Below are 20,918 nucleotides of genomic sequence, written 5' to 3' on the forward strand. Positions count from 1 at the left end.
ACGCGAGGTCCGCCCCGGCCCGCACCCGACCCCCGAAAGGCCCGGCACGATGACGAGCGCGGACACCGCCCCCCTCGACGACCCGGTGGGCGAGTCCCTGCGCGGCGCTCACGCGGCCCTCGCCCGCCGGCTCGGCCGCGCCGCCACCTACCTCCCGGACGTCGCGACCTTCTCGGCGCTCTCCCCCACCGCGGACCCGGCCGACTGGGTTGACCTCGCCCGCCTGCTCGGCAGCGGCGCCTTCGCCGACATGTTCAGCTGCCCGGCGACCCCGCCGCCGGACTGGGAGCCGGTCTTCACCCTGGAGGGCCGGCAGATGATCTGGCCCGGCGCCCGCCCCGTCCGCGCCGACACCGGCGGCGTGGTCGAACTGGGCGCGGCCGACGTGCCCGAGATGCTCGCCCTCGCCGCGCGCACCGAACCGGGACCGTTCTGGCCGCGCACCCACGAACTCGGCACCTACCTCGGCGTCCGCGTCGACGGCCGCCTGGTCGCCATGGCCGGCGAACGCCTGCGCCCTCCGGGCTGGACCGAGATCAGCGCCGTGTGCACGGCCCCCGAGGCGCGCGGCCGGGGCCACGCCGCCCGCCTGGTGACGGCCCTCGCCGCCCGCGTCCTCTCCCGGAACGAACGCCCGTTCCTGCACGTCGCCGAGACGAACACCGCGGCGATCACCCTCTACGAACGCCTCGGCTTCACCACCCGCGCCCAAGTGACCTTCCGCGGCTTCCGCACACCGTGACAGCGGCCCCGCGTCAACGGCCCCGCTTCAGCGTCCCTTTCCGGCAGGCTCCAGAACCCGCCGCGCACTCCACGTGATGCGTCGGCTTCCCGGCGCTGCTTCACGGTGGCGAAGGCGACGGCCGGCCCCGATCCGGGTGAGGCCGGCCGTCGGCGAGGTACACAGGCAGGTTCAGCGCTGCAGGGTGAGGACAGCGGGCCGCCAGGGCAGTTGGTCGTAGGGACCGCTCGCGGAGGGGGACTTGCCCTGGTAGAGGAACTGCAGGTTGCAGGGGTCGATGGTCATGGTCTGGTCGGGGTTGTTGCGGACCAGGTCGCCGTGGCTGATGTCGTTGGTCCACGTGGCGCCGCTGTTCGCCTTCCCCGCGAAGGGGTTGCTCTCACTGGCGGCCTGCGGGGTCCACGTGCCGTTCAGGCTGGAGGCCGTGAACGAGCGGAAGTAGCGCCCGTTCGCGCCGATCGCCTCGACGATCATGAGGTACTGGTTCTGGCCCTGCACCTTGTAGACCTGCACCGCCTCGAACAGGTTGTTCGTCGAGTCGCTCATGACCGTGGTGTACGAGGAGCCGAAGTTGCCCGGGAAGTTCCCGATCGGCATGCTCGCCCGGTAGATCTTGCCGTTGTCACCGGCGAAGAACAGGTACATGTTCTGGTCGTCGGCGATCAGTGTCTGGTCGATCGGTCCGGTGCCGGAGCCGGAGATGCTGCCGGTGAACAGCGGCTGCGGCGCGGACCAGCCGTTGGGGTTGGTCGGGTCGCTCGACGTGCGGTAGATGAAGGGCCATGAACCCCACTGGTAGGCCAGCACCCAGATGTTCTTGGGCGCGAAGTAGAACAGCGTGGGCGCCACCGCGGCCTGGTTCATCCCGGTCTGGCGAGCCGATGCCATGTCCGACCAGTTGGTGAAGGGAGCGAACGCCATCGAGCCGTACGACGATCCCGACACGTTGGACCCGTAGACGAGGTGCTGGCCGTTGTAGACGACGTTGGTGAAGTCCTTCAGCGAGACCCACCCGTTCGCCGGCTGCGCCAACGCACCCGTCGACGTCCACCGGTATGTCGACGGCAGAGAACACGTGCCGTCCCCCGGCGAGGTCGTCCCGGACAGGCCGGTCCACTTCTGGTTGCTGCCCCCGTTGCACGTCCAGATCTCCGCCGCCGTGCCGTTGGCCGTACCGGAGCCCGTGACGTCCAGGCACAGCCCGGACTCCACGCCGACAACCGTGCCGTCGGAGTTCACCCGCCACTGCTGGTTCGCACCGCCGGAGCAGGTCCAGATCTGCACCCGGGTACCGGCCGCGGTGGCGTGGCCCGGAACATCCAGGCACTTGTTGCCGTACACGGTGAGCTGGTTGCTGTCCGTCAACGTCCACTGCTGGTTGGTCCCGCCCCAGCAGTCGTAGATCTGCAGATACGTGCCGTCGGTCTGGCTGGCGCCCGGCACATCGAGACACCGGCCGGAACCGACGCCGCGCAAGGCGCCGCTGGAAGCCGCCTGAGCCGGGGCGGCGACAAGTATCGCCGCCAGCGCCGCCAGGGCCGCGACCATGGCGGCGAGCACCACAGACGGATGCCTTCGGCTGGAACTTCCTCTGCGCATGGATACTCCCTAGACCTTGAGCTAGACCTTGAGTAGGCGGTTCCGGTCGTGCGATGGAGCAGCTCAGAGTGTTCGTCATGTCGAACAAGCGTCGAAGCGTCGAGCAACCGGAATGATAGGGAACCGGTGAACGGCGTCAATACCTCTCGCATGTATCGCCCTCCGCGTCGAAACATTCGCCCTCCTGCATGCCAGCCGGCGCGCGCCACGCCGCCAAGCGCTCTCGGCCAAGCCCGCCCCCGTGCCCGTAGCGCCGGAACTTCCACACTCAGCCGACACCGGCGGATCACCGTTCACTTGTTGTGACCGAAAGTTTCGTTCACCAATCGGAAACTTCTCAGCGAAGAGTATTGACGATCCACGGTCAGGCCTCAATGATTCCTGTCTGGGACAGCCGGCCCTGGTTCGAGATTCCGGGCTGTACCGGCCCGGGCGATCCATGCCGCACGGCAGGTCAGCGACCAGCTGCCAGGGCAGACCCGCGCACCACGTCATCTGCGCCACCCCGTTCCGTTCCGGTGAGGTTCCGTCGGGACGTGGAACACGCCCGCCGCCCGCCGTACGTCGGGCCCGACGGCCGACGACGCACTCCCCTGCGCTTCAGTTGATCAGCGATTCCTACCTCGGAGGAACTGTCATGGGCTCGTACGCCCTTCCCAGATCCGTTGTCCGCCGGAAGACCCGCGGCCTGCTCCTGGCCCTGGTCGTCGGCGTCCTCGGTCTGGTCACCGCACTGGTCGCGCCGCCGAAGGCGCACGCCGCCGAGAGCACGCTCGGCGCCGCGGCGGCACAGAGCGGCCGCTACTTCGGCACCGCCATCGCCTCGGGCAGGCTGGGGGACTCGGCCTACACGACCATCGCGAACCGTGAGTTCAACATGGTCACGCCCGAGAACGAGATGAAGATCGACGCCACCGAGCCACAGCGGGGCCAGTTCAACTTCACCGCCGGCGACCGCGTCTACAACTGGGCCGTGCAGAACGGCAAGAAGGTGCGCGGTCACACGCTGGCCTGGCACTCCCAGCAGCCCGGTTGGATGCAGAGCCTCAGCGGCAGCTCGCTGCGCCAGGCGATGATCGACCACATCAACGGCGTGATGGCCCACTACAAGGGCAAGATCGCCCAATGGGACGTCGTCAACGAGGCCTTCGCGGACGACGGTTCGGGCGGCCGCCGGGACTCCAACCTCCAGCGCACCGGCAACGACTGGATCGAGGTCGCCTTCCGCACCGCGCGCGCCGCCGATCCCGCGGCCAAGCTCTGCTACAACGACTACAACATCGAGAACTGGACCTGGGCCAAGACCCAGGGCGTGTACAACATGGTCCGGGACTTCAAGCAGCGCGGCGTGCCGATCGACTGCGTCGGGTTCCAGTCGCACTTCAACAGCGGCAGCCCCTACAACAGCAACTTCCGCACCACGCTGCAGAACTTCGCCGCCCTCGGCGTCGACGTGGCCATCACCGAACTCGACATCCAGGGCGCCTCGTCCACGACCTACGCCAACGTGACCAACGACTGCCTGGCCGTCTCGCGCTGCCTCGGCATCACCGTCTGGGGCGTGCGCGACAGCGACTCCTGGCGGTCGGGTGACACACCGCTGCTGTTCAACGGCGACGGCAGCAAGAAGCCCGCCTACACCGCCGTCCTCAACGCGCTCAACGGTGGCTCCACCACCACGCCTCCCCCCACGGGAGGCGGACAGATCAAGGGCGTCGGCTCGGGACGCTGCCTGGACGTGCCCAACGCCAGTACCACCGACGGCACCCAGGTCCAGCTGTGGGACTGCAACAGCGCCACCAACCAGCAGTGGACGGTCACCGACGCCGGTGAACTCAGGGTCTACGGCAACAAGTGCCTGGACGCCGCCGGCACGGGCAACGGCACCAAGGTGCAGATCTACAGCTGCTGGGGCGGCGACAACCAGAAGTGGCGCCTGAACTCCGACGGTTCCATCGTCGGCGTCCAGTCCGGACTCTGCCTCGACGCCGTCGGAGCCGGCACCGCCAACGGCACCCTGATCCAGCTCTACTCCTGCTCGAACGGCACCAACCAACGGTGGACCCGCACCTGAGGGGACCTGCCACAAACGAAGAGGGGAAGCCGCGACAGCCCACGGCGCGGCTTCTCCCCACTGGGAGCCGATCGACAGCGTGGGAATGTGCATCCGCGAGGGTGCGTGTCGTCGGCTCCATGGGCGAGGGTATGCCGGGCTGTCGAGTCCTTCTCGGTCTCCGAATGGCGGACCTTCCCGCAGGCCGCGCCCATAGCGTGCCCCTAAAGGCGTTATTGAAGCCCCAGGTCAGTGGCCTGGGGCTTGTTTCCATCGGGGTGCCGTTGCTGCCCGGGCAGGGCACAAGCCGCTTGTGGGAGCGGACACTTGACCGTCGAGGGTCCTGCGTCGGAGCGGGAGGTCGTCGGGGAGTACCCGGAACGCCTTGTAACGGCCCAACGGGTGTACGGCCCGGAAGTCCCGTCGGTCGAGGGTGAGAATCGCGTCCGTGTCGTAGTCGGCGGCAAGCGCCACGTTCACCGCGTCGGCGAGGTCGAGGTCCAGCGCGCGGTGGCGGACACGAACGGACTGGGCGGCGCCCAGGTGGTCTTCCGTGATCTCCGGCAGGACGACACGACCCCGGCTCATCCAGCGCCGAAGGTCGTCGACCGCGCTGACGGCAGCCTCCCTGCCGAGCTCGCGCGTCGCCACGTGATCCAGTTCGGCCAGCAGGAGCGGAGACATGACCAGCAGGCCCGCCGCCATGATGGCCTCGTTCGCCGCCCGGTGTTCCGGGTGAGCCGAATCCAGCGCTGCCAGAAGGCCGGACGTATCGGCGACGACAATGATCACTCGGCGGATCCGGAGCCCGAGCCGGTCTCACGCCGGACCGCATCGGCGACCGTGTCGCGGACTGCCGACCTGGGCAGCGTACGCCCCGGCCCCTCGAAGGTGCGCGAGAACAGCGGCTCGTCCCAGACCCGGTTCGCCATGGCCGCAAGGTGGATGCCCTGACGGATGATCTCGGCCTCGCTTACACCCCGGGCGGGTCCAGACCCCAGCGCCGCCCCGCGCCCTGCCGTAGCGCGGCCTCACGATCACCGCGGGACGGGGGCCATGGAACCGAGAAGCGCTGCGTGAGCATTGACCTACGTCTCGCCTGCGGACGTTCCGTCAAGGACCGTCGCACCTTCGCCGCGCAGATGAGGAGCAACACGGTTGGGTACACGTTCCGTGCCCGCCGCCGGAGCCTCGGTTCCTGAGCAGCACAGCGGCGCCAGGTCAGGAACCCTTCGCGGCCGGTTCGAGGATCGCGACACACTCGACGTGATGGGTCATCGGAAACAGGTCGAACACCCGCAGCGTCCGCACCCGGTACCCCCCGTCCCGGAAGTACGCCAGGTCCCGTGCCAGCGCCGCCGGGTCGCAGGCCACGTAGGCGATGCGGCGGGCGCCCAGGGAGGAGAGGTGGTCGACCGTCCTGCGGCCCGCGCCCGCCCGCGGGGGGTCGAGGACGATCAGGTCGACCTCGGTGATGCCGGTGCGCGGCAGGACCGTCTCCACCTTGCCCTGCTCGATGCGGACGCGGTCGAAGTCGGCGAGGTTGTGCCGCGCGTCCTCCACGGCCCGCTTGCCGGACTCGATGCCGAGGACCGCGCCCTGGTCGCCGAGGCGGTCGGCGAGGGCGCCGGCGAAGAGGCCGACACCGCAGTACAGGTCGAGCGCGGTCTCGCCCTTGCGCGGGAGGAGGCCCTGCATGACCGCCGTCACCAGGGTCTGCGCCGCCTTCGGGTGGACCTGCCAGAAGCCGCCGTTGCCGACCCGGTACGTGCGGCCGTCCGCGCGCTCGCGGACGAAGGGGCGGCCGTGCACCCGGTGCACCCCGCCGTCCTTCTCGCCGACCCGCAGCACCGACACCGGCCGGTCCAGCTCGACGATCGGCAGCCGGGCGCCGGGGCGGGGCGTGAGGATGACCTGCCGGTCCTGCGAGCCCGTCGCCGCGATCGCGTCGACGGACGCCATGCCGCTCCAGTCCCGCTTCTCGACGCCCAGCTCGCTGACGCCCTCCGCGGCGATCATGCAGTGGTCGATGGGCTCCACCTCGTGCGAGCGGTGGCGGCGCAGACCGGCGTGGCCGTCCGCGTCGACCGCGTACTGCACCCGCGTCCGCCACTGCGGCACCTGCCCCGCCGGCAGCTTGTCGCCCTCGGCCGGCATCACCGTGCCGTCCCAGCCGGCCTCCTCGGGAGTGAGCCCGGCCAGGCGCCGCAGCTGCTCCGCGACGACCTCGCCCTTCAGCCGCCGCTGCGCCCCCGGCTTGGCGTGCTGCCAGTCGCAGCCGCCGCAGCGGCCGGGACCGGCGTAGGGACAGGGCGCCTCGATGCGGTCCTTGGACGCCTCCAGCACCGAGACGGCGTCGGCACGCAGGAAGCGGGCCCCCTCCTCGCCCTCGGTGACCCGGGCCACGACCCGCTCGCCGGGCAGCGCGTGCCGGACGAACAGGACCTGGCCCTCGGACGTCCGGGCGATGCAGTGCCCGCCGTGGGCGACGGGGCCGACCTCGACCTCGTACTCCTCCCCGACCAGCGACTTCTTCTGTTCTGCCTGCATGGCGGGGTGACTCCACAACGTCGAGAGGGAACGGGGGGACGCCCCGGCGAGACCGCTGGGCGCGCCGGCCGGGACGACAGCCCACCAGTCTACGTCCGGCTCGACGGCTCCTTCGCCCGTGCCTCCGCCGGCCCCCGCCGCACGGAACCCGGCGCGCTCCACTCCTGCCGCTTGCGGGCCCGCGCCTTCGCCGCCTCCGAGGACTGCAGCTGGTACGGCACCGACGTCACCATGACACCGGGCGTGAACAGCAGCCGGCCCTTGAGCCGCAGCGCGCTCTGGTTGTGCAGCAGATGCTCGTACCAGTGACCGACCACGTACTCGGGGATGATCACGGACACCGCGTCCCGCGGCGACTCCTTGCGCAGCCCCTTGACGTACTCGATGATCGGCCGCGTGATCTCGCGGTACGGCGAGTCGAGCACCTTCAGCGGCACGTCGATCCCGCGCCGTTCCCACTCCTCGCGCAGCATCTTCGTCTCCGCCGGGTCGACGTTGACGGTGAGCGCCTCCAGGGTGTCGGAGCGCATCAGCTTGGCGTAGGCGAGGGCGCGCAGCGCGGGGCGGTGGATCTTGGAGATCAGGACGACGGAGTGGACGCGGGAGGGGCGCAGGCTGTCGTCGCTGGGACCCTCGGGGGCCGCGAGCTCCGCGGCGACGCCGTCGTAGTGGCGGCGGATCGCGGTCATGGTGACGTAGAAGATGACCATGCCCAGCAGGGCCACCCAGGCGCCGTGCGTGAACTTGGTGACGAGGACGACCACCAGGACGAGGCCGGTGAAGAACGCGCCGAAGGTGTTGATCGCGCGGGAGCGGATCATGTGGCTGCGCTTGGCCGGGTCCTTCTCGACGGCCAGGTGGCGGTTCCAGTGGCGGACCATGCCGGTCTGGCTGAGCGTGAAGGAGACGAACACGCCGACGATGTAGAGCTGGATCAGCCGGGTCGAGTCGGCGCCGTAGATGATCGTCAGCAGGGTGGCCGCGCCGGCCAGCAGCACGATGCCGTTGGAGAAGGCGAGGCGGTCGCCGCGGGTGTGCAGCTGGCGGGGCAGGTAGCGGTCCTGGGCGAGGATCGAGCCGAGGACGGGGAAGCCGTTGTAGGCGGTGTTGGCGGCCAGGAAGAGGACGAGGGCGGTGGCCGCGGCCAGCACCACGAAGAAGAAGCTGCCCTTGCCGAAGACGGCCTCGGCGACCTGGGTGATCACCGGGTTCTGCACATAGCCGGAGCCGACGCCGACGCCGTGCTTGAGCAGGTCGGTGGCCGGGTTCTCGGCCATGCGGACCTTGGTGGTCAGGGCGAGGGCGATGATCCCGCAGAACATGGTCACCGCGAGCAGGCCCATCATGGCGAGCGTGGTCGCCGCGTTCTTCGACTTGGGCTTGCGGAAGGCGGGCACGCCGTTGGAGATCGCCTCGACGCCGGTGAGCGCGGCACAGCCGGAGGAGAAGGCGCGCAGCATCAGGAAGACCAGCGCGAATCCGGCGAGCCCCTGGTGCTCGGCCTTGATCGTGTACCCGGCGGTCGGCGCCCGCATGGTGTCGCCGAGGACCAGCCCGCGGAACGCGCCCCAGGCGATCATGACGAAGACGCCGCCGACGAAGACGTACGTCGGGATCGCGAAGAGCTTGCCGGACTCCTTGACCCCGCGCAGGTTCATCAGCGTCAGCAGCACGATCACCGCCACCGCGCAGGCGACCTTGTGCTCGACGACGAACGGGATCGCGGAGCCGAGGTTCTCGATGCCGGAGGCGATCGAGACGGCGACGGTCAGCACGTAGTCGACCAGCAGCGCGCTGGCGACGGTCAGGCCGGCCCGGTTGCCGAGGTTGGTGGTGGCCACCTCGTAGTCGCCGCCGCCGCTCGGGTACGCGTGCACGTTCTGGCGGTAGGAGGCGACCACGGTGAACATCAGCACCACGACCGCGAGGGCGATCCAGGGACTGAAGTGGTACGCCGACACGCCCGCGATGGACAGCACCAGCAGGACCTCCCCCGGCGCGTACGCGACGGAGGACAGCGGGTCGGAGGCGAAGACGGGGAGGGCGATGCGCTTGGGCAGGAGCGTTTCGCCCAGCCGGTCACTGCGCAGTGCGCGCCCGATCAGAATCCGTTTGGGCACGTCGGTCAGTTTGGACACAACAGAGCATCGTAGGCGTTCGAACGGGTGCCCAACCACCCGCCACCCGCGATCTGCCCACCGAGTGAAATCACAGACCGCTCCGGCTGCGGATTCCGCAGCTCACCACGTCCGCGTGTCTATATGACAAACACCGCCCGCTTTCCCGGCCGTCGACGCCCCTGGAGGTCCCATGCACGCCCCCGCAGAACTGATCGGTGCCGCCGCGACCCTCCTCGGCCTCGGAATCCTGACACTTGCCAGCGTCCGCAGCATCAGCCGCCGCTGACGTCACGGAGCAAGCGCAACCGTGCACGGGGGTGCCGACGTCGTACCGCGCGTGTGTAGCTTGGGCGTCGGTCTGAGACCCTGAGGCTGAGCTGTAGTTTTTGGACACCGGAAGGACGGTCGTGCACATCGTCATCATGGGCTGCGGACGAGTGGGTTCCGCTCTGGCCCAGACATTGGAGCAACAGGGGCACACGGTCGCCGTGATCGACCAGGACCCCACCGCCTTCCGCCGGCTGGGCCCCGGATTCGGCGGCCGCCGGGTCACGGGGGTCGGCTTCGACCAGGACACCCTGCGCGAGGCCGGCATCGAGGAGGCCGGCGCCTTCGCCGCGGTCTCCAGCGGCGACAACTCCAACATCATCTCGGCGCGCGTCGCCCGCGAGATGTTCGGCGCGGAGAACGTCGCGGCCCGCATCTACGACCCCCGGCGCGCCGAGGTCTACCAGCGCCTCGGCATCCCCACCGTGGCGACCGTCCGCTGGACGGCCGACCAGATGCTGCGCCGGCTGCTGCCCTCGGGCGCCGAGCCGCTGTGGCGCGACCCCACCGGCGGCGTCCAGCTCGCCGAGGTGCACGCCTCCCCGGCCTGGGTCGGCCACAAGATCAGCAGGCTGCAGGAGGAGACCGGCGTCCGCGTGGCGTTCCTCACCCGCCTCGGCGAGGCGATGCTGCCCACCTCGCAGACGGTGCTGCAGGAGGGCGACCTGGTGCACGTGATGATGCGCACCGACGAGGTCGACAAGGTCGAGGCGTCCTTCGCCAAGGGTCCCGAAGAGGAGGGCGGTCACCGATGAGGGTCGCCATTGCCGGTGCCGGTGCGGTGGGCCGCTCGATCGCGGGCGAGCTGCTGGAGAACGGCCACGAGGTCCTGCTCGTCGACAAGGCGCCGACCGCCATCTCGGTCGAGCGCGTCCCGCAGGCGGAGTGGCTGCTGGCCGACGCCTGCGAGATCACGTCCCTGGACGAGGCGGCGCTGCAGCGCTGCAACGTGGTGATCGCCGCGACGGGCGACGACAAGGTCAACCTCGTCGTGTCCCTGCTGGCGAAGACGGAGTACGGCGTCCCGCGCGTCGTCGCCCGCGTCAACAACCCCAAGAACGAGTGGCTCTTCAACGAGTCCTGGGGCGTGGACGTCGCCGTCTCCACCCCGCGTCTGATGTCCGCCCTGGTGGAGGAGGCGGTGAGCGTCGGCGACCTGGTGCGCCTGCTGCGCTTCAGCCACGGCGACGCGAACCTGGTCGAGCTGACCCTGCCGGAGGAGTCGGCGCTGGCCGGCACCCAGGTCGGCGACGTGGAGTGGCCCGAGGACACCTCCCTGGTCACCATCATCCGCGGCACCCGGGTGCTGACCCCGTCCCACGACGACTCCCTGGAGCCGGGCGACGAACTGCTGTTCGTGGCGGCCCAGGCCCGGGAGGAGCAGCTGGAGGACCTGCTGTCGGTGCGGCGCGAGGACGCGGCGGGTTAGTCCCCCCGTGCGGACGACGCGCGTAAGACGTGCGTACGACGTGCGTACGACGTGCGTACGACGACAAAGGGCGCCCCTCGCGAGGGGCGCCCTTGCGCGTCAGGCCGTCCGGCGGCTCACGCCTCCCGGCGGTGGCGTCCGCCCGTCGGCTCCGTCTTCGCCGCGGCGGCCCGCTCCTTCTCGGCCTGCTCCTCCGCCTCCAGCTCCGCGAAGACGTCGATCGGAGCGGGCGCCTTGGCCAGGAAGACCCAGGTCAGCCAGACGGCGAGCAGGAAGGGCGGGATCTTCAGGGCGACCAGGACCCAGCCCAGCTGCGCGGTGTTCGCCCACCAGTACAGCGGGAAGAGGATCGCGCACTTGGCGAGCAGGATCAGCCCCCAGGCCCAACTGGCCTTGGCGTACGCCTTCTTGCGGCCGGGGTTGCGGGTGCGCCAGGAGAGGTTCTCCTTGAAGACCGGTCCGAGGATGAGGCCCATCAGGGGCACCCCGGCGAGGGTCGTGACGATGTACGCCACGGCCAGGCCCAGCGTGTAGAGCATGCCGGGCAGGTAGAAGTTCTTGGCGTTGCCCGTGAACATCGCGAAGAACACGCCGAACACGACGCCGAAGACGCCGCTGAAGGCGTGCTTGACGGTGTCCCGCATCGCCAGCCGGACCACGACCAGGACCAGCGAGACGACGAGCGCGGCGATCGCCGACCAGTGCAGGTTCTTGTTGATCGTGAAGATGGTGACGAACAGCAGCCCCGGCAGCACCGTCTCGACCATGCCGCGCACGCCGCCGAAGGCCTCGAACAGCGCGGCCTCGGTCACCGCCCGTGCCGCGTCGTCCTGCTGAGTGTCTTCGGTCGGCTTGTCGACAGACGTCACCGGCTACTCCCGTCCGAGGGGTCGCAGTTCGTACTTCGGGTTGAACAGCACCCGGCGGCCCCGGCTCATCGAGATCCGGCCCGATGCGATCAGCCTGCGCCCCGGCTCTATCCCCACGATGGAGCGCCTGCCGAGCCACACCACGTCCAGCGCGGCGGAGCCGTCGAACAGCTCGGCCTCCAGGGCCGGGACTCCGGCACGCGGGCGCAGCGTGACCGTGCGCAAGGTACCAGTAACCGTGACGATCTGCCGGTCGTGGCAGTCACCGATGCGCGTACAGCCCGAGGTCTCGGCGTCCTCCCGCAGCTCCTCGGACTCCAGGTCCTCCTGCGAAGAGGAGAGCCGGTCGAGCATGCGCCGGAACCGGCCCACCGGCTTTTCGGAACGAGGAACAGCACTCATGCTTGAAGCGTACCGGGGCACACTGACAGCTTCGTACCCGCGGCCCTAGCGCTCGAACCGGTATCCCATCCCCGGTTCGGTGATGAAGTGCCGGGGATGCGACGGGTCCGCCTCCAGTTTTCTGCGCAGCTGGGCCATGTACACCCGCAGGTAGTTCGTCTCCGTCCCGTACGACGGCCCCCACACCTCCTGCAGCAGCTGCTTCTGGCCGACCAGCCGCCCGGTGTTGCGCACCAGCACCTCCAGCAGGTGCCACTCCGTGGGGGTCAGCCGTACGTCCCTGCCGTCCCGGTTGACCTTCTTCGCGGCGAGGTCGACGGTGAACGCCTCGGTCTCCACCACCGTCACCTCGTCCTCGCCCGCCCCGACCGGCTCGGCGCGCCGGACGGCGGCCCGCAGCCGGGCCAGCAGCTCGTCCATGCCGAACGGCTTGGTGACGTAGTCGTCGGCGCCGGCGTCCAGCGCCTCGACCTTCTCGTCGGAGGTGTGCCGGGCCGAGAGCACCAGGATCGGGACGCGGGTCCAGCCGCGCAGCCCCCTGATCACCTCGACGCCGTCCATGTCGGGCAGGCCCAGGTCGAGCACGATCACGTCGGGGTGGCGGGCGGCGGCGAGTTCGAGGGCGGTGGTGCCGTCGTGGGCCGCGTCGACCTCGTACTTGCGGGCCCTGAGGTTGATCACGAGGGCGCGCACGATCTGCGGCTCGTCGTCGATCACGAGCACCCGGGTCATGTGACCTGCCTTTCTGCCGGTGCCGGGACGGGTTCCTGCGGGCGCGAGCCGGCCGCGCGGAGCGTGAGCACCATGGTGAGACCGCCGCCGGGGGTGTCCTCGGCGTTGAGGGTGCCGCCCATGGCCTCGGCGAAACCGCGGGCGACGGCGAGGCCGAGCCCGACCCCGGCGCCGCGCGGGGCGTCGCCGTAGCGCTGGAAGGGCTCGAAGATGCGTTCCTTGGCCTCGTCGGGCACGCCCGGTCCGCGGTCGACCACCCGCACCTCGACCCGGTCGGCGAGGGCGCTGGCGGCGACCAGGACGGGCCCGCCGCGCGGGCTGTACTTGACGGCGTTCTCGACCAGGTTGGCCATGGACCGCTCCAGCAGCCCGGGGTCGACGGCGACCATGGGCAGGGTCTCCGGCACGTCCAGCTCGACGCTGTCCTCGGGCACCCCGACGAGCGCCATCGGCACCACCTCGTCGAGGTCGATCTCCCTGATCAGCGGGGTGACCGTGCCGGTCTGCAGCCGGGACATGTCCAGCAGGTTGCCCACCAGGTGGTCGAGCCGGTCGGCGCCCTCCTCGATGCCCTCCAGCAGCTCCGCCTGGTCCTCCTCGGACCAGGCCACGTCGTCCGAACGCAGCGAGGAGACGGCCGCCTTGATCCCGGCCAGCGGCGTGCGCAGGTCGTGGCTGACGGCGGCCAGCAGGGCGGTGCGGATGCGGTTGCCCTCGGCCAGCGCCCGCGCCCGCTCGGCCTCCTCCTGCAGCCGCCGGCGGTCCAGTACGACGGCGGCCTGCGCGCCGAACGCGGCCAGCACCCGCCGGTCCTCGGCGGGCAGTACCCGGCCGGTGAGCGCCAGCGCCATGTGGTCGCCGACCGGCACGTCCACGTCGGCGTCCTCCGGCCGCTCCACGGGCCGGCCGAGCCCGGCGCGGCCCGCGCAGGTCCACGGGTCGACGTCGCTGCCGCGCTCCAGCAGGGCCGCCGACTCCATGCCGAACGTCTCGCGCACCCGCTCCAGCAGCTCCTCCAGGCCCGTCTCGCCGCGCAGCACGTTGCCCGCGAGGAAGGACAGGATCTCCGACTCGGCGCGCAGCCGGGCGGCCTGGTGGGTGCGCCGGGCGGCGAGGTCGACGACCGAGGCGACGGAGGCCCCGACGGCCACGAAGATCACGATGGCGACGATGTTCTTGGGGTCGGCGATGGTCCAGCGGTGCAGGGGCGGGGTGTAGAAGTAGTTCAGCAGCAGGGAGCCCACGGCCGCCGAGGCCAGCGCCGGGAGGAGCCCGCCGAGCAGGGCCGCCGCCACCGTCACCGACAGGAACAGCAGCATGTCGTTGGCGAGGCCGAGGTGGACCGCGTTGAGCAGGGCCGCGGTGATCACCGGGCCGGCCACGCCGACGGCCCAGCCCCAGATGATGCGGGAGCGGCCGAGCCGCGCGCCCCTGGCCACCGGCAGTCCGCGCCCCTTGCCGGCTTCGGCGTGGGTGATGAGGTGGACGTCGAGGTCGGGACCGGAGTCCCGGGCGACGGTGGCGCCGACGCCGGGCCCGAAGACGTACTGCCAGCTCTTGCGGCGCGAGACGCCGAGCACGATCTGGGTGGCGTTGACCCCGCGCGCGAAGGCGAGCAGCGCGGCCGGTATGTCGTCGCCGACGACGTGGTGGAAGGTGCCGCCGAGGTCCTCGACCAGGGTGCGCTGGAGCGCGAGTTCCTTCGGGGAGGCGGAGGTCAGCCCGTCACTGCTGGCTATGTAGACCGCCAGCACCTCGCCGCCGGCGCCCTTCTCCGCGAGGCGCGCGGCGCGCCGGATCAGCGTGCGTCCCTCGGGACCGCCGGTCAGCCCGACGACGATCCGCTCGCGCGAGCCCCAGATCCTCTGCACCCGGTGCTCGCTGCGGTACTGCTGGAGGTACTCGTCGACCCGGTCGGCCACCCACAGCAGGGCCAGCTCGCGCAGGGCGGTGAGGTTGCCGGGGCGGAAGTAGTTGGACAGGGCGGCGTCGACCTTGTCCGGTGTGTAGATGTTGCCGTGCGCCATCCGGCGGCGCAGCGCCTGGGGCGACATGTCGACCAGTTCGATCTGGTCGGCACGGCGTACGACCTCGTCCGGCACCGTCTCCCGCTGCCGTACGCCGGTGATGGACTCGACGACGTCGCCGAGGGACTCCAGGTGCTGGATGTTGACGGTGGAGACGACGTCGATGCCGGCGGCGAGGAGCTCCTCGACGTCCTGCCAGCGCTTGGTGTTGCGGGAGCCGGGGACGTTGGTGTGGGCGAGCTCGTCCACCAGGGCCACCCGCGGACGCCGGGCCAGGACCGCGTCGACGTCCATCTCGGTGAAGACGGCGTCCCGGTGGCGCAGTTCCCTGCGCGGCACCTGCTCCAGGCCGTGCAGCATCACCTCGGTGCGGGGACGCTCGTGGTGCTCGACGAAGGCGACCACGCAGTCGGTGCCCCGCTCGACGCGCCGGTGCGCCTCGGAGAGCATCGCGTACGTCTTGCCGACGCCCGGTGCCGCACCGAGGTAGATCCGAAGCTTGCCGCGTCCCATGGCCTCATTGTCTTCCGGTCACTGCCGCCCACGCAGCGTCGACCTTACGGCCGGCAATCGGGCAAACGGTGCCGTGGCCGTCCAGGGGAGCGGTCTTTGACACAACTCTGACGCCCAGCGCTCGGCGAGCGCTCAGTGCTCGACGATCTCGCCGTCGCTCAGTTCCAGAACGCGGTCGGCCAGGTCGAGCAGGGTCGCGTCGTGGGTGGCGACCAGGGCGGTGACCCGTTCGCTGTGGACGACGGCGCGCAGCAGCTCCATCACCGCGAGCCCGGTCTCGGCGTCGAGCTGGCCGGTCGGCTCGTCGGCGATCAGGAGGGCGGGGTCGTTGGCGAGCGCGCGGGCGATGGCGACGCGCTGCTGCTGGCCGCCGGAGAGCTCGCCGGGCCGCTGGGCGGCGTGGTCGGCGAGGCCGACCAGGGACAGCAGCAGCTCGACACGCTCCTCGCGCTCGCGCGGGTCGGCCCGGCGCAGCCGCATCGGGACGCCGACGTTCTCGGCGGCGGTGAGGATGGGGATCAGCCCGAAGGACTGGAAGACGAAGCCGACGCGGTCGCGGCGCAGCGCCAGCAGCCCGTCCTCGTCCAGGCCGGCGAGGTCGAGCCCGTCGACCTCGACCCGCCCCTCGTCCGGTGTGTCGAGCCCGCCGACGATGTTCAGCAGGGTCGTCTTGCCGGACCCCGAGCGCCCCTTGAGGGCGACGAGCTCGCCGCGCGGCACCTCGAAGGACACGCCGCGCAGGGCGTGCACGGTGGCCGCTCCACGGCCGTAGGACTTGTGGACGCCGTCGATGCGCACCATGGTCTCGGTGGCCACCTGGCCGTTCATGTCGCTCCCCCCGTCGACCGGGCGCCAGTATCGCCGTGCGGCGCCCGGCCGTTCAACGGTTTCAGTTCGGGTTGTCCCCGTGGGTGAGCGTCTCCCAGGCGACGAACAGGTTGTTGCTGCCGGCCGGGCGCTGCTGCCGGGTGAGGGTCTGGGTGTTGGTCATGGCGATGCCCAGCCGGTTGTGCAGGGCGTTGTAGCCGACCTCGGTGACCGGGCCGAGGCCGAGGGTGAGCGAGCCGCCGCACAGCCAGCTCGGGACGGCGGCGCCCAGCTGGTACTTGGACTGGAACCCGAGCGCCTGGCGCAGCCGCTCGCCGACGTCGGTGCCGTAGAGGTCCTGGCCCTGGATCCGGCTGGTCTCGGCGACGTGCGAGATGGCCGAGATGCCGTAGCCCGTGTGGGTGAAGTCGCGGCAGGTCTCCTGGGTCAGCCCGGTGACGAAGGTGGACTGCCCCTGCCAGTAGGCGACGATCTTCGCCTTGGTGTCGAGGTTCTGGCTCGGCACGGTCCTGGGCAGGTCGCCGTCGGAGGCGAGGTAGACGTAGGCGGCGGTGCGGGTGCGGAACCTCGCCATGGCCTTGTCGTACGACATGCGGTCCTCCAGGAAGACGGAGATGCCGACGGCGGCCTCCATCATCGACAGCTCCCAGTTGCCGTTGGAGTTGGAGCCGTTGATCACCTCGGGGAGGTAGACGTCCCGCAGCATGGTGGCGAAGCGGCCGGCGTTCGGCCAGCCCCCGGTGTACGTGTACTTGATGATCTCGGCGGCCTTGGGCCAGGAGGAGCCCGCCCAGCCGGTCTGCAGGGGCGCGTTGCTGTTGGTGTGCTGCTGGATCACCGCGGACCAGGCGTCCATCAGCTGGATCGACTTCTTCGCGTACCGGTCGTCGCGGGTGATGTACCAGGCGAGGGCGTCGGTGTAGGCGGCGATCGCGTCCTCGCGCTCGTCGGTGCAGCCGTAGTTGGGGTTCGAGTACGAGCCGCACTCGACGGTCGCCCGTGGCTTCGGGGTGCGGTTCAGGTCGGCGTACCTGCTCGCCAGCATCTGGTCGAAGGCGCCCTTCCAGGGCTGGGCGCCGGCCGCGACCTCGGCGCGCGCGAAGTCCAGCTGGGCGGCGGAGACGGTGACTCCGGGGTGGACGAAGGTGGTGGGGGCGGCGCCGGCGGGGCGGGTCAGGGCAGCGGCGACGAGGGCGGTGACGATCACAAGGAAGGCGGGTCTACGCACAGCGGCTCCGTTCTCGTACATGAACAAGGAGCGCCCTTATGAACTCAGGCGTTAGGCGGAGACCATAGGTACAGACCAATACGCCGTCAAGGGTGCGCGCACACGAAAAGGGCCGCACCCAACCAGGGGTACGGCCCTTCTCGCCACGGCTTCCTAGCGGACCTCGGTGATCTCCGGTCCGCGCTGCAGCTGGCCCATGCCGCCGGAGAAGCGGGAGCCCTCCTCCTGCTGGACGCCCTCGGGGACCATCTGGGCGTCGTTCGGCAGCTTCAGGACGATCGGGTCGCGGGGCGCCATCGGGCCCTCGCCGCGGACCACGACCGTGTCCCGGAAGATCTGCTCCAGCAGCCCGGCCGCCTGCGGCTGCACGGCGCCCTGGCCCGAGATCACCCCGCGCAGGAACCAGCGCGGGCCGTCCACGCCGACGAACCGGACGACCTGGAAGCCGCCCGTGCCGTCCGGCAGCTGGACCGGCACCTGGGCGCGCAGCTCCCAGCCGAGCGGACCCTCGACCTCGTCCACGATGCCACCCTGCTGGGTGATGCCCGCGGCGATCTCCTCGCGCACCTCGCCCCAGATGCCCTCGCGCTTGGGCGCGGCGAAGGCCTGGAGCTGGATGGCGCTGTCGCGCAGCACGACGGTCGCCGCGACGATCGCGTCGCCCGCGACCTCGACCCGCAGCTCCATGCCGTCGACCCCGGGCACGAAGAGTCCGCCCAGGTCCACGCGGCCCTCGCCGGGCTCGCGCACCTCGGAGCTGTCCCAGGGGCCGTCGGGCCGCGGCTCGGGTTCGAGCCTCACCCGCTCGCGCTCGCCCTCTTCGTCCGCCTCAGTGTCGACACTGTCGACGACCTGCTCGGCCTCGCCGGCCGCGTCCTCGGCGGCACCCTTCTTCTTGCGACGTCCGAACACGTCACTGTCCTTCCCGGTCGGATACGACCGAAGCGTATCGATTCCCACCCGTCGTGCCGCCCACGGCGGCCTCACCGCTTGTGCCTTCCACGGCAGCGTGGCCACCGGTGGACCCGAAGCCCCCCTCGGCCCGCGCCGAGCCGGGAAGCTCCGCGACCTCCTGGAAGCGGACCCTCTCGACCTGCTGGACGACCAGTTGGGCGATCCGGTCGAAGCGCTCGAACCGTACGGACTCGTGCGGGTCGAGATTCACCACGATCACCTTGATCTCCCCACGGTACCCGGCATCAACCGTCCCCGGGGCATTCACGAGAGCGACACCGCAGCGGGCGGCGAGACCGGATCGGGGGTGCACGAAGGCCGCGTACCCCTCAGGGAGCGCGATGGACACCCCCGTGGGCAGCACGGCCCGCTCCCCGGGCTTCAGTTCACGGCTCTCGGTGGTGCGCAGATCCGCTCCCGCGTCACCGGAATGTGCGTACGACGGAAGCGGTACGTCGGGGTCGACGCGCCGGATCAGTACGTTCACGGGGTCACGGCTCACGGGTTCACCTCGAAGGCACGGGCTCGCCGGATCTGGTCCGGGTCGTTCATGGCGGCCCGGATCTCCTCCGGGCGGCCGTTGTCGATGAAGTGGTCGACCTTGACCTCGATGAAGAGGGCGTCGGCGCGGACCGCGACCGGGCCTTCGGGTGAGTCCAGGCGGCCGACGGCGGTCGAGTAGATCTTGCGGCCGGCCACCGCCGTCACCTCGGCGGTCAGGTACAGGGTGCTGCCCACCGGGACCGGCCGCACGAAGTCCGTCTCCAGCCGCCCGGTCACGGCGATCGCCCGCAGCAGCCAGTTCAGCGAGCCGAGGGTCTCGTCCAGGGCGCTCGCGAGCACACCGCCGTGCGCGAGGCCCGGGGCGCCCTGGTGGGCGGGCCGCACGGTGAACTCGGCCGTGACGCCGACCCCCTCGCCGGCCCGCGCCTGCAGGTGCAGGCCGTGCGGCTGCTCGCCGCCGCAGCCGAAGCACTGGCCGTAGTGCGCGCCGAGCGGCTCGCCGGGCGCGGGCGCCTCGGGGTGCCGCACCGGTCGCACCGCGTCGGCGGGGGGCCTCAGAGCCGGAGAAGTACCACTCACAGCCGCAGACCTTACCCGCGCGTCGGAGTATTCCGGACACCGTGCCAAGCTTGGCTCCATGCAGCTCTCCGCCACCTCCTACGAAGAACGCCTCACCGCCCCCCGCTCCTGGTGGCTGGTGTCGTTCCTGATCGGCGTCTCGTTCGCCCTGGTCTTCCTCCCCTTCGGCACCCTGCCGATGCTCGGCGGACTGGTGGGCGGCACGGCCGTGGCGGCGGTCGTCGCGAGTTCGTACGGCTCGGTGCGCATCCGCGTGGTCAACGGCGCGCTGATCGCGGGCGAGGCGAAGATCCCGGTGACGGCGCTGGGCGCGGCCGAGGTCCTGGACGCCGAGGAGGCGCGGGCCTGGCGCACCCACAAGGCCGACGTGCGCGCCTTCCTGCTGCTGCGCGCCTACATCCCCACGGCGCTGCGGGTGGAGGTCACCGACCCCGAGGACCCGACGCCCTACCTGTACCTGTCGACGCGGGAGCCGGAGCGGCTGGCGGAGGTCCTCAAGGCGGCGCGGGAGGCCGTCGCGTAGTCAGCGGCCGGAGGTGCCGGGTCCCAGTTCCCGGGAGACGTCGCCGATCGTCAGCGGGTTCTCGGGCGTCTCCAGCGGCGGGAGTTCGGGCAGGGCGTCCCAGGGCACCTGGATCTTCCTGAGGTCGGCGCGGATGCGCGCGGCGAGCTTCTTGGTGTCCCGGCGGTTCATGACGGCGCCGACGGCCGCGCCCACCATGAAGGGCATCAGGTTCGGCAGGTCGCGCACCACGCGCTTCATGATCTGCTGGCGCAGCTGCTGTTTCATGGGGCCGTTGACGGCCCCCGCGATGCTCGACGGTTTGGTGACGTCGATGCCGCGCTCCCCCGACCAGGAGTTCAGGTAGGCGGTGCTGCGCTGGGCGAGGGTGCCGGGCGGCCGTACGCCGTACACCTCGTGCAGTTCGGCGATCAGTTTCAGCTCGATCGCGGCCACGCCGGTGATCTCGGCGGCCAGCTCCGTCGGCATCGCCGGCGGTACGGGCAGCATCGCCGCCGCGCCGATGCCCGCGCCGACCGTGGAGGTGGCGTTGGCCGCGCCCGCCACGAGCTTGTCGGCGAGCTGCTCGGGCGTGAGCCCGGGGAACTGCCTGCGCAGCGTCGCGAGGTCGCGTACGGGGATCCGCGGGGCGTTCTCGATGATCCGGTCCGCGAGGTAGGCCAGGGCCGCCCTGGCGCGGCTGCCGCCTTTGCGGACGCCTTCCCGGGCCTTGTCCCGGATCACCGCCGCCCGTCGCCTCGCGACGGGCGCGGGATGGCCCGGCGGCGGCGCCGGGAGGTCAGCCCCGCCGGCCGCCGGTTCGAGCGAGGCCGATCCCTGGGACTCGGTCCCGGATGGGCCCCGCTCGTCGTCACGCGCGCGCTGGGGGCCTGCGTGCGGCCCCTTGTCCGCTCCCGGCAGGGGGAAGCGGCGCTTCCGGGGAGGGGTCGAGCCGGTCAC

Annotated in this window: 18 protein-coding genes and 2 pseudogenes; 5 read left to right on the plus strand and 15 right to left on the minus strand. The window is 71.0% G+C overall.

What is annotated here, in order from left to right; all coding sequences use genetic code 11:
- Positions 1-49 precede the first annotated feature (49 nt).
- Positions 50-742 (plus strand): GNAT family N-acetyltransferase, encoded by a 693-nt coding sequence (locus ACYF6T_RS31000; protein WP_461700589.1) that lies wholly within the window; start codon positions 50-52, stop codon positions 740-742.
- Positions 743-913: 171 nt separating this feature from the next.
- Here the strand turns inward: ACYF6T_RS31000 and ACYF6T_RS31005 are convergent, their stop codons facing one another.
- Positions 914-2,341 carry a non-reducing end alpha-L-arabinofuranosidase family hydrolase gene (locus ACYF6T_RS31005; RefSeq protein WP_461700590.1) on the minus strand — a complete coding sequence of 476 codons (1,428 nt, stop codon included), beginning with the start codon at positions 2,339-2,341 and terminating at the stop codon, positions 914-916.
- Positions 2,342-2,978: 637 nt separating this feature from the next.
- Between ACYF6T_RS31005 and ACYF6T_RS31010 the strand changes: the two genes are divergently transcribed.
- The gene (locus tag ACYF6T_RS31010; RefSeq protein WP_461700591.1) at positions 2,979-4,415 is read left to right on the plus strand and encodes an endo-1,4-beta-xylanase; all 1,437 of its coding nucleotides are present in this window, start codon (positions 2,979-2,981) and stop codon (positions 4,413-4,415) included.
- 330 nt (positions 4,416-4,745) lie between these two features.
- On the opposite strand, the pseudogene ACYF6T_RS31015 reads toward ACYF6T_RS31010, so the two are convergent.
- The 4 genes and pseudogenes from ACYF6T_RS31015 to ACYF6T_RS31030 all read right to left on the minus strand — a co-directional run.
- A pseudogene (locus tag ACYF6T_RS31015) lies at positions 4,746-5,186 on the minus strand (PIN domain-containing protein); the annotation flags it as partial.
- Positions 5,183-5,377 (minus strand): annotated as a pseudogene (locus tag ACYF6T_RS31020) (hypothetical protein); the annotation flags it as partial. The pseudogenes ACYF6T_RS31015 and ACYF6T_RS31020, both read right to left, overlap by 4 nt.
- 238 nt (positions 5,378-5,615) lie before the next feature.
- The gene (locus ACYF6T_RS31025) at positions 5,616-6,944 is read right to left on the minus strand and encodes a class I SAM-dependent RNA methyltransferase (protein WP_461700592.1); all 1,329 of its coding nucleotides are present in this window, start codon (positions 6,942-6,944) and stop codon (positions 5,616-5,618) included.
- A gap of 89 nt (positions 6,945-7,033) precedes the next feature.
- Positions 7,034-9,082, minus strand: coding sequence for an APC family permease (locus ACYF6T_RS31030; RefSeq protein WP_461700593.1), 2,049 nt, complete (start codon positions 9,080-9,082; stop codon positions 7,034-7,036).
- Positions 9,083-9,471: 389 nt separating this feature from the next.
- Here ACYF6T_RS31030 and ACYF6T_RS31035 point away from each other — a divergent pair, with 389 nt between their 5' ends.
- On the plus strand, positions 9,472-10,146 hold the full coding sequence (locus tag ACYF6T_RS31035; protein WP_461700595.1) for a potassium channel family protein: 675 nt from the start codon (positions 9,472-9,474) through the stop codon (positions 10,144-10,146).
- Positions 10,143-10,820, plus strand: a complete 678-nt coding sequence (locus ACYF6T_RS31040) for a potassium channel family protein (RefSeq protein WP_461700597.1) — start codon at positions 10,143-10,145, stop codon at positions 10,818-10,820. The genes ACYF6T_RS31035 and ACYF6T_RS31040 overlap by 4 nt, the downstream gene beginning before the upstream one ends.
- Before the next feature lie 116 nt (positions 10,821-10,936).
- Here ACYF6T_RS31040 and ACYF6T_RS31045 read toward each other — a convergent pair whose 3' ends face one another.
- The 9 genes from ACYF6T_RS31045 to ACYF6T_RS31085 all read right to left on the minus strand — a co-directional run bounded on the left by ACYF6T_RS31045 (position 10,937) and on the right by ACYF6T_RS31085 (position 19,456).
- On the minus strand, positions 10,937-11,689 hold the full coding sequence (locus ACYF6T_RS31045; RefSeq protein ID WP_461700599.1) for a DUF3159 domain-containing protein: 753 nt from the start codon (positions 11,687-11,689) through the stop codon (positions 10,937-10,939).
- Between the two features lie 3 nt (positions 11,690-11,692).
- Positions 11,693-12,091 (minus strand): OB-fold nucleic acid binding domain-containing protein, encoded by a 399-nt coding sequence (locus ACYF6T_RS31050; RefSeq protein WP_461700600.1) that lies wholly within the window; start codon positions 12,089-12,091, stop codon positions 11,693-11,695.
- Positions 12,092-12,136: 45 nt separating this feature from the next.
- On the minus strand, positions 12,137-12,823 hold the full coding sequence (locus ACYF6T_RS31055) for a response regulator (RefSeq protein WP_461700601.1): 687 nt from the start codon (positions 12,821-12,823) through the stop codon (positions 12,137-12,139).
- Complete coding sequence (locus ACYF6T_RS31060; RefSeq protein ID WP_461700603.1) at positions 12,820-15,363, minus strand: ATP-binding protein; 2,544 nt, start codon at positions 15,361-15,363, stop codon at positions 12,820-12,822. The genes ACYF6T_RS31055 and ACYF6T_RS31060 overlap by 4 nt, the downstream gene beginning before the upstream one ends.
- Before the next feature lie 132 nt (positions 15,364-15,495).
- On the minus strand, positions 15,496-16,191 hold the full coding sequence (locus ACYF6T_RS31065) for an ABC transporter ATP-binding protein (RefSeq protein ID WP_461700604.1): 696 nt from the start codon (positions 16,189-16,191) through the stop codon (positions 15,496-15,498).
- A gap of 61 nt (positions 16,192-16,252) precedes the next feature.
- On the minus strand, positions 16,253-17,440 hold the full coding sequence (locus ACYF6T_RS31070; protein WP_461700605.1) for an alginate lyase family protein: 1,188 nt from the start codon (positions 17,438-17,440) through the stop codon (positions 16,253-16,255).
- A 132-nt stretch (positions 17,441-17,572) separates the two neighbouring features.
- Positions 17,573-18,331 carry a DUF3710 domain-containing protein gene (locus ACYF6T_RS31075; RefSeq protein ID WP_461700607.1) on the minus strand — a complete coding sequence of 253 codons (759 nt, stop codon included), beginning with the start codon at positions 18,329-18,331 and terminating at the stop codon, positions 17,573-17,575.
- Between the two features lies 1 nt (position 18,332).
- Positions 18,333-18,875, minus strand: coding sequence for a dUTP diphosphatase (gene dut / locus ACYF6T_RS31080; RefSeq protein WP_461700608.1), 543 nt, complete (start codon positions 18,873-18,875; stop codon positions 18,333-18,335).
- Complete coding sequence (locus ACYF6T_RS31085; RefSeq protein ID WP_461700609.1) at positions 18,872-19,456, minus strand: PaaI family thioesterase; 585 nt, start codon at positions 19,454-19,456, stop codon at positions 18,872-18,874. The genes dut and ACYF6T_RS31085 overlap by 4 nt, the downstream gene beginning before the upstream one ends.
- 58 nt (positions 19,457-19,514) lie before the next feature.
- On the opposite strand from ACYF6T_RS31085, the gene ACYF6T_RS31090 reads away from it, so the two are divergent.
- On the plus strand, positions 19,515-19,979 hold the full coding sequence (locus ACYF6T_RS31090; protein WP_461700611.1) for a DUF3093 domain-containing protein: 465 nt from the start codon (positions 19,515-19,517) through the stop codon (positions 19,977-19,979).
- Here the strand turns inward: ACYF6T_RS31090 and ACYF6T_RS31095 are convergent, their stop codons facing one another.
- A complete protein-coding gene (locus tag ACYF6T_RS31095) occupies positions 19,980-20,918 on the minus strand; it encodes a hypothetical protein (RefSeq protein WP_461700612.1) in 939 nt (312 codons plus the stop codon).

The sequence above is a fragment of the Streptomyces sp. 7R007 genome (assembly GCF_054850255.1).

Coding starts and splice junctions, on each gene's coding strand:
- ACYF6T_RS31000 (WP_461700589.1), top strand. CDS start 50: ATGACGAGCGCGGACACCGCCCCCCTCGACGACCCGGTGGGCGAGTCC.
- ACYF6T_RS31005 (WP_461700590.1), bottom strand. CDS start 2,341: ATGCGCAGAGGAAGTTCCAGCCGAAGGCATCCGTCTGTGGTGCTCGCC.
- ACYF6T_RS31010 (WP_461700591.1), top strand. CDS start 2,979: ATGGGCTCGTACGCCCTTCCCAGATCCGTTGTCCGCCGGAAGACCCGC.
- ACYF6T_RS31025 (WP_461700592.1), bottom strand. CDS start 6,944: ATGCAGGCAGAACAGAAGAAGTCGCTGGTCGGGGAGGAGTACGAGGTC.
- ACYF6T_RS31040 (WP_461700597.1), top strand. CDS start 10,143: ATGAGGGTCGCCATTGCCGGTGCCGGTGCGGTGGGCCGCTCGATCGCG.
- ACYF6T_RS31050 (WP_461700600.1), bottom strand. CDS start 12,091: ATGAGTGCTGTTCCTCGTTCCGAAAAGCCGGTGGGCCGGTTCCGGCGC.
- ACYF6T_RS31055 (WP_461700601.1), bottom strand. CDS start 12,823: ATGACCCGGGTGCTCGTGATCGACGACGAGCCGCAGATCGTGCGCGCC.
- ACYF6T_RS31060 (WP_461700603.1), bottom strand. CDS start 15,363: ATGGGACGCGGCAAGCTTCGGATCTACCTCGGTGCGGCACCGGGCGTC.
- ACYF6T_RS31065 (WP_461700604.1), bottom strand. CDS start 16,191: ATGAACGGCCAGGTGGCCACCGAGACCATGGTGCGCATCGACGGCGTC.
- ACYF6T_RS31070 (WP_461700605.1), bottom strand. CDS start 17,440: ATGTACGAGAACGGAGCCGCTGTGCGTAGACCCGCCTTCCTTGTGATC.
- ACYF6T_RS31090 (WP_461700611.1), top strand. CDS start 19,515: ATGCAGCTCTCCGCCACCTCCTACGAAGAACGCCTCACCGCCCCCCGC.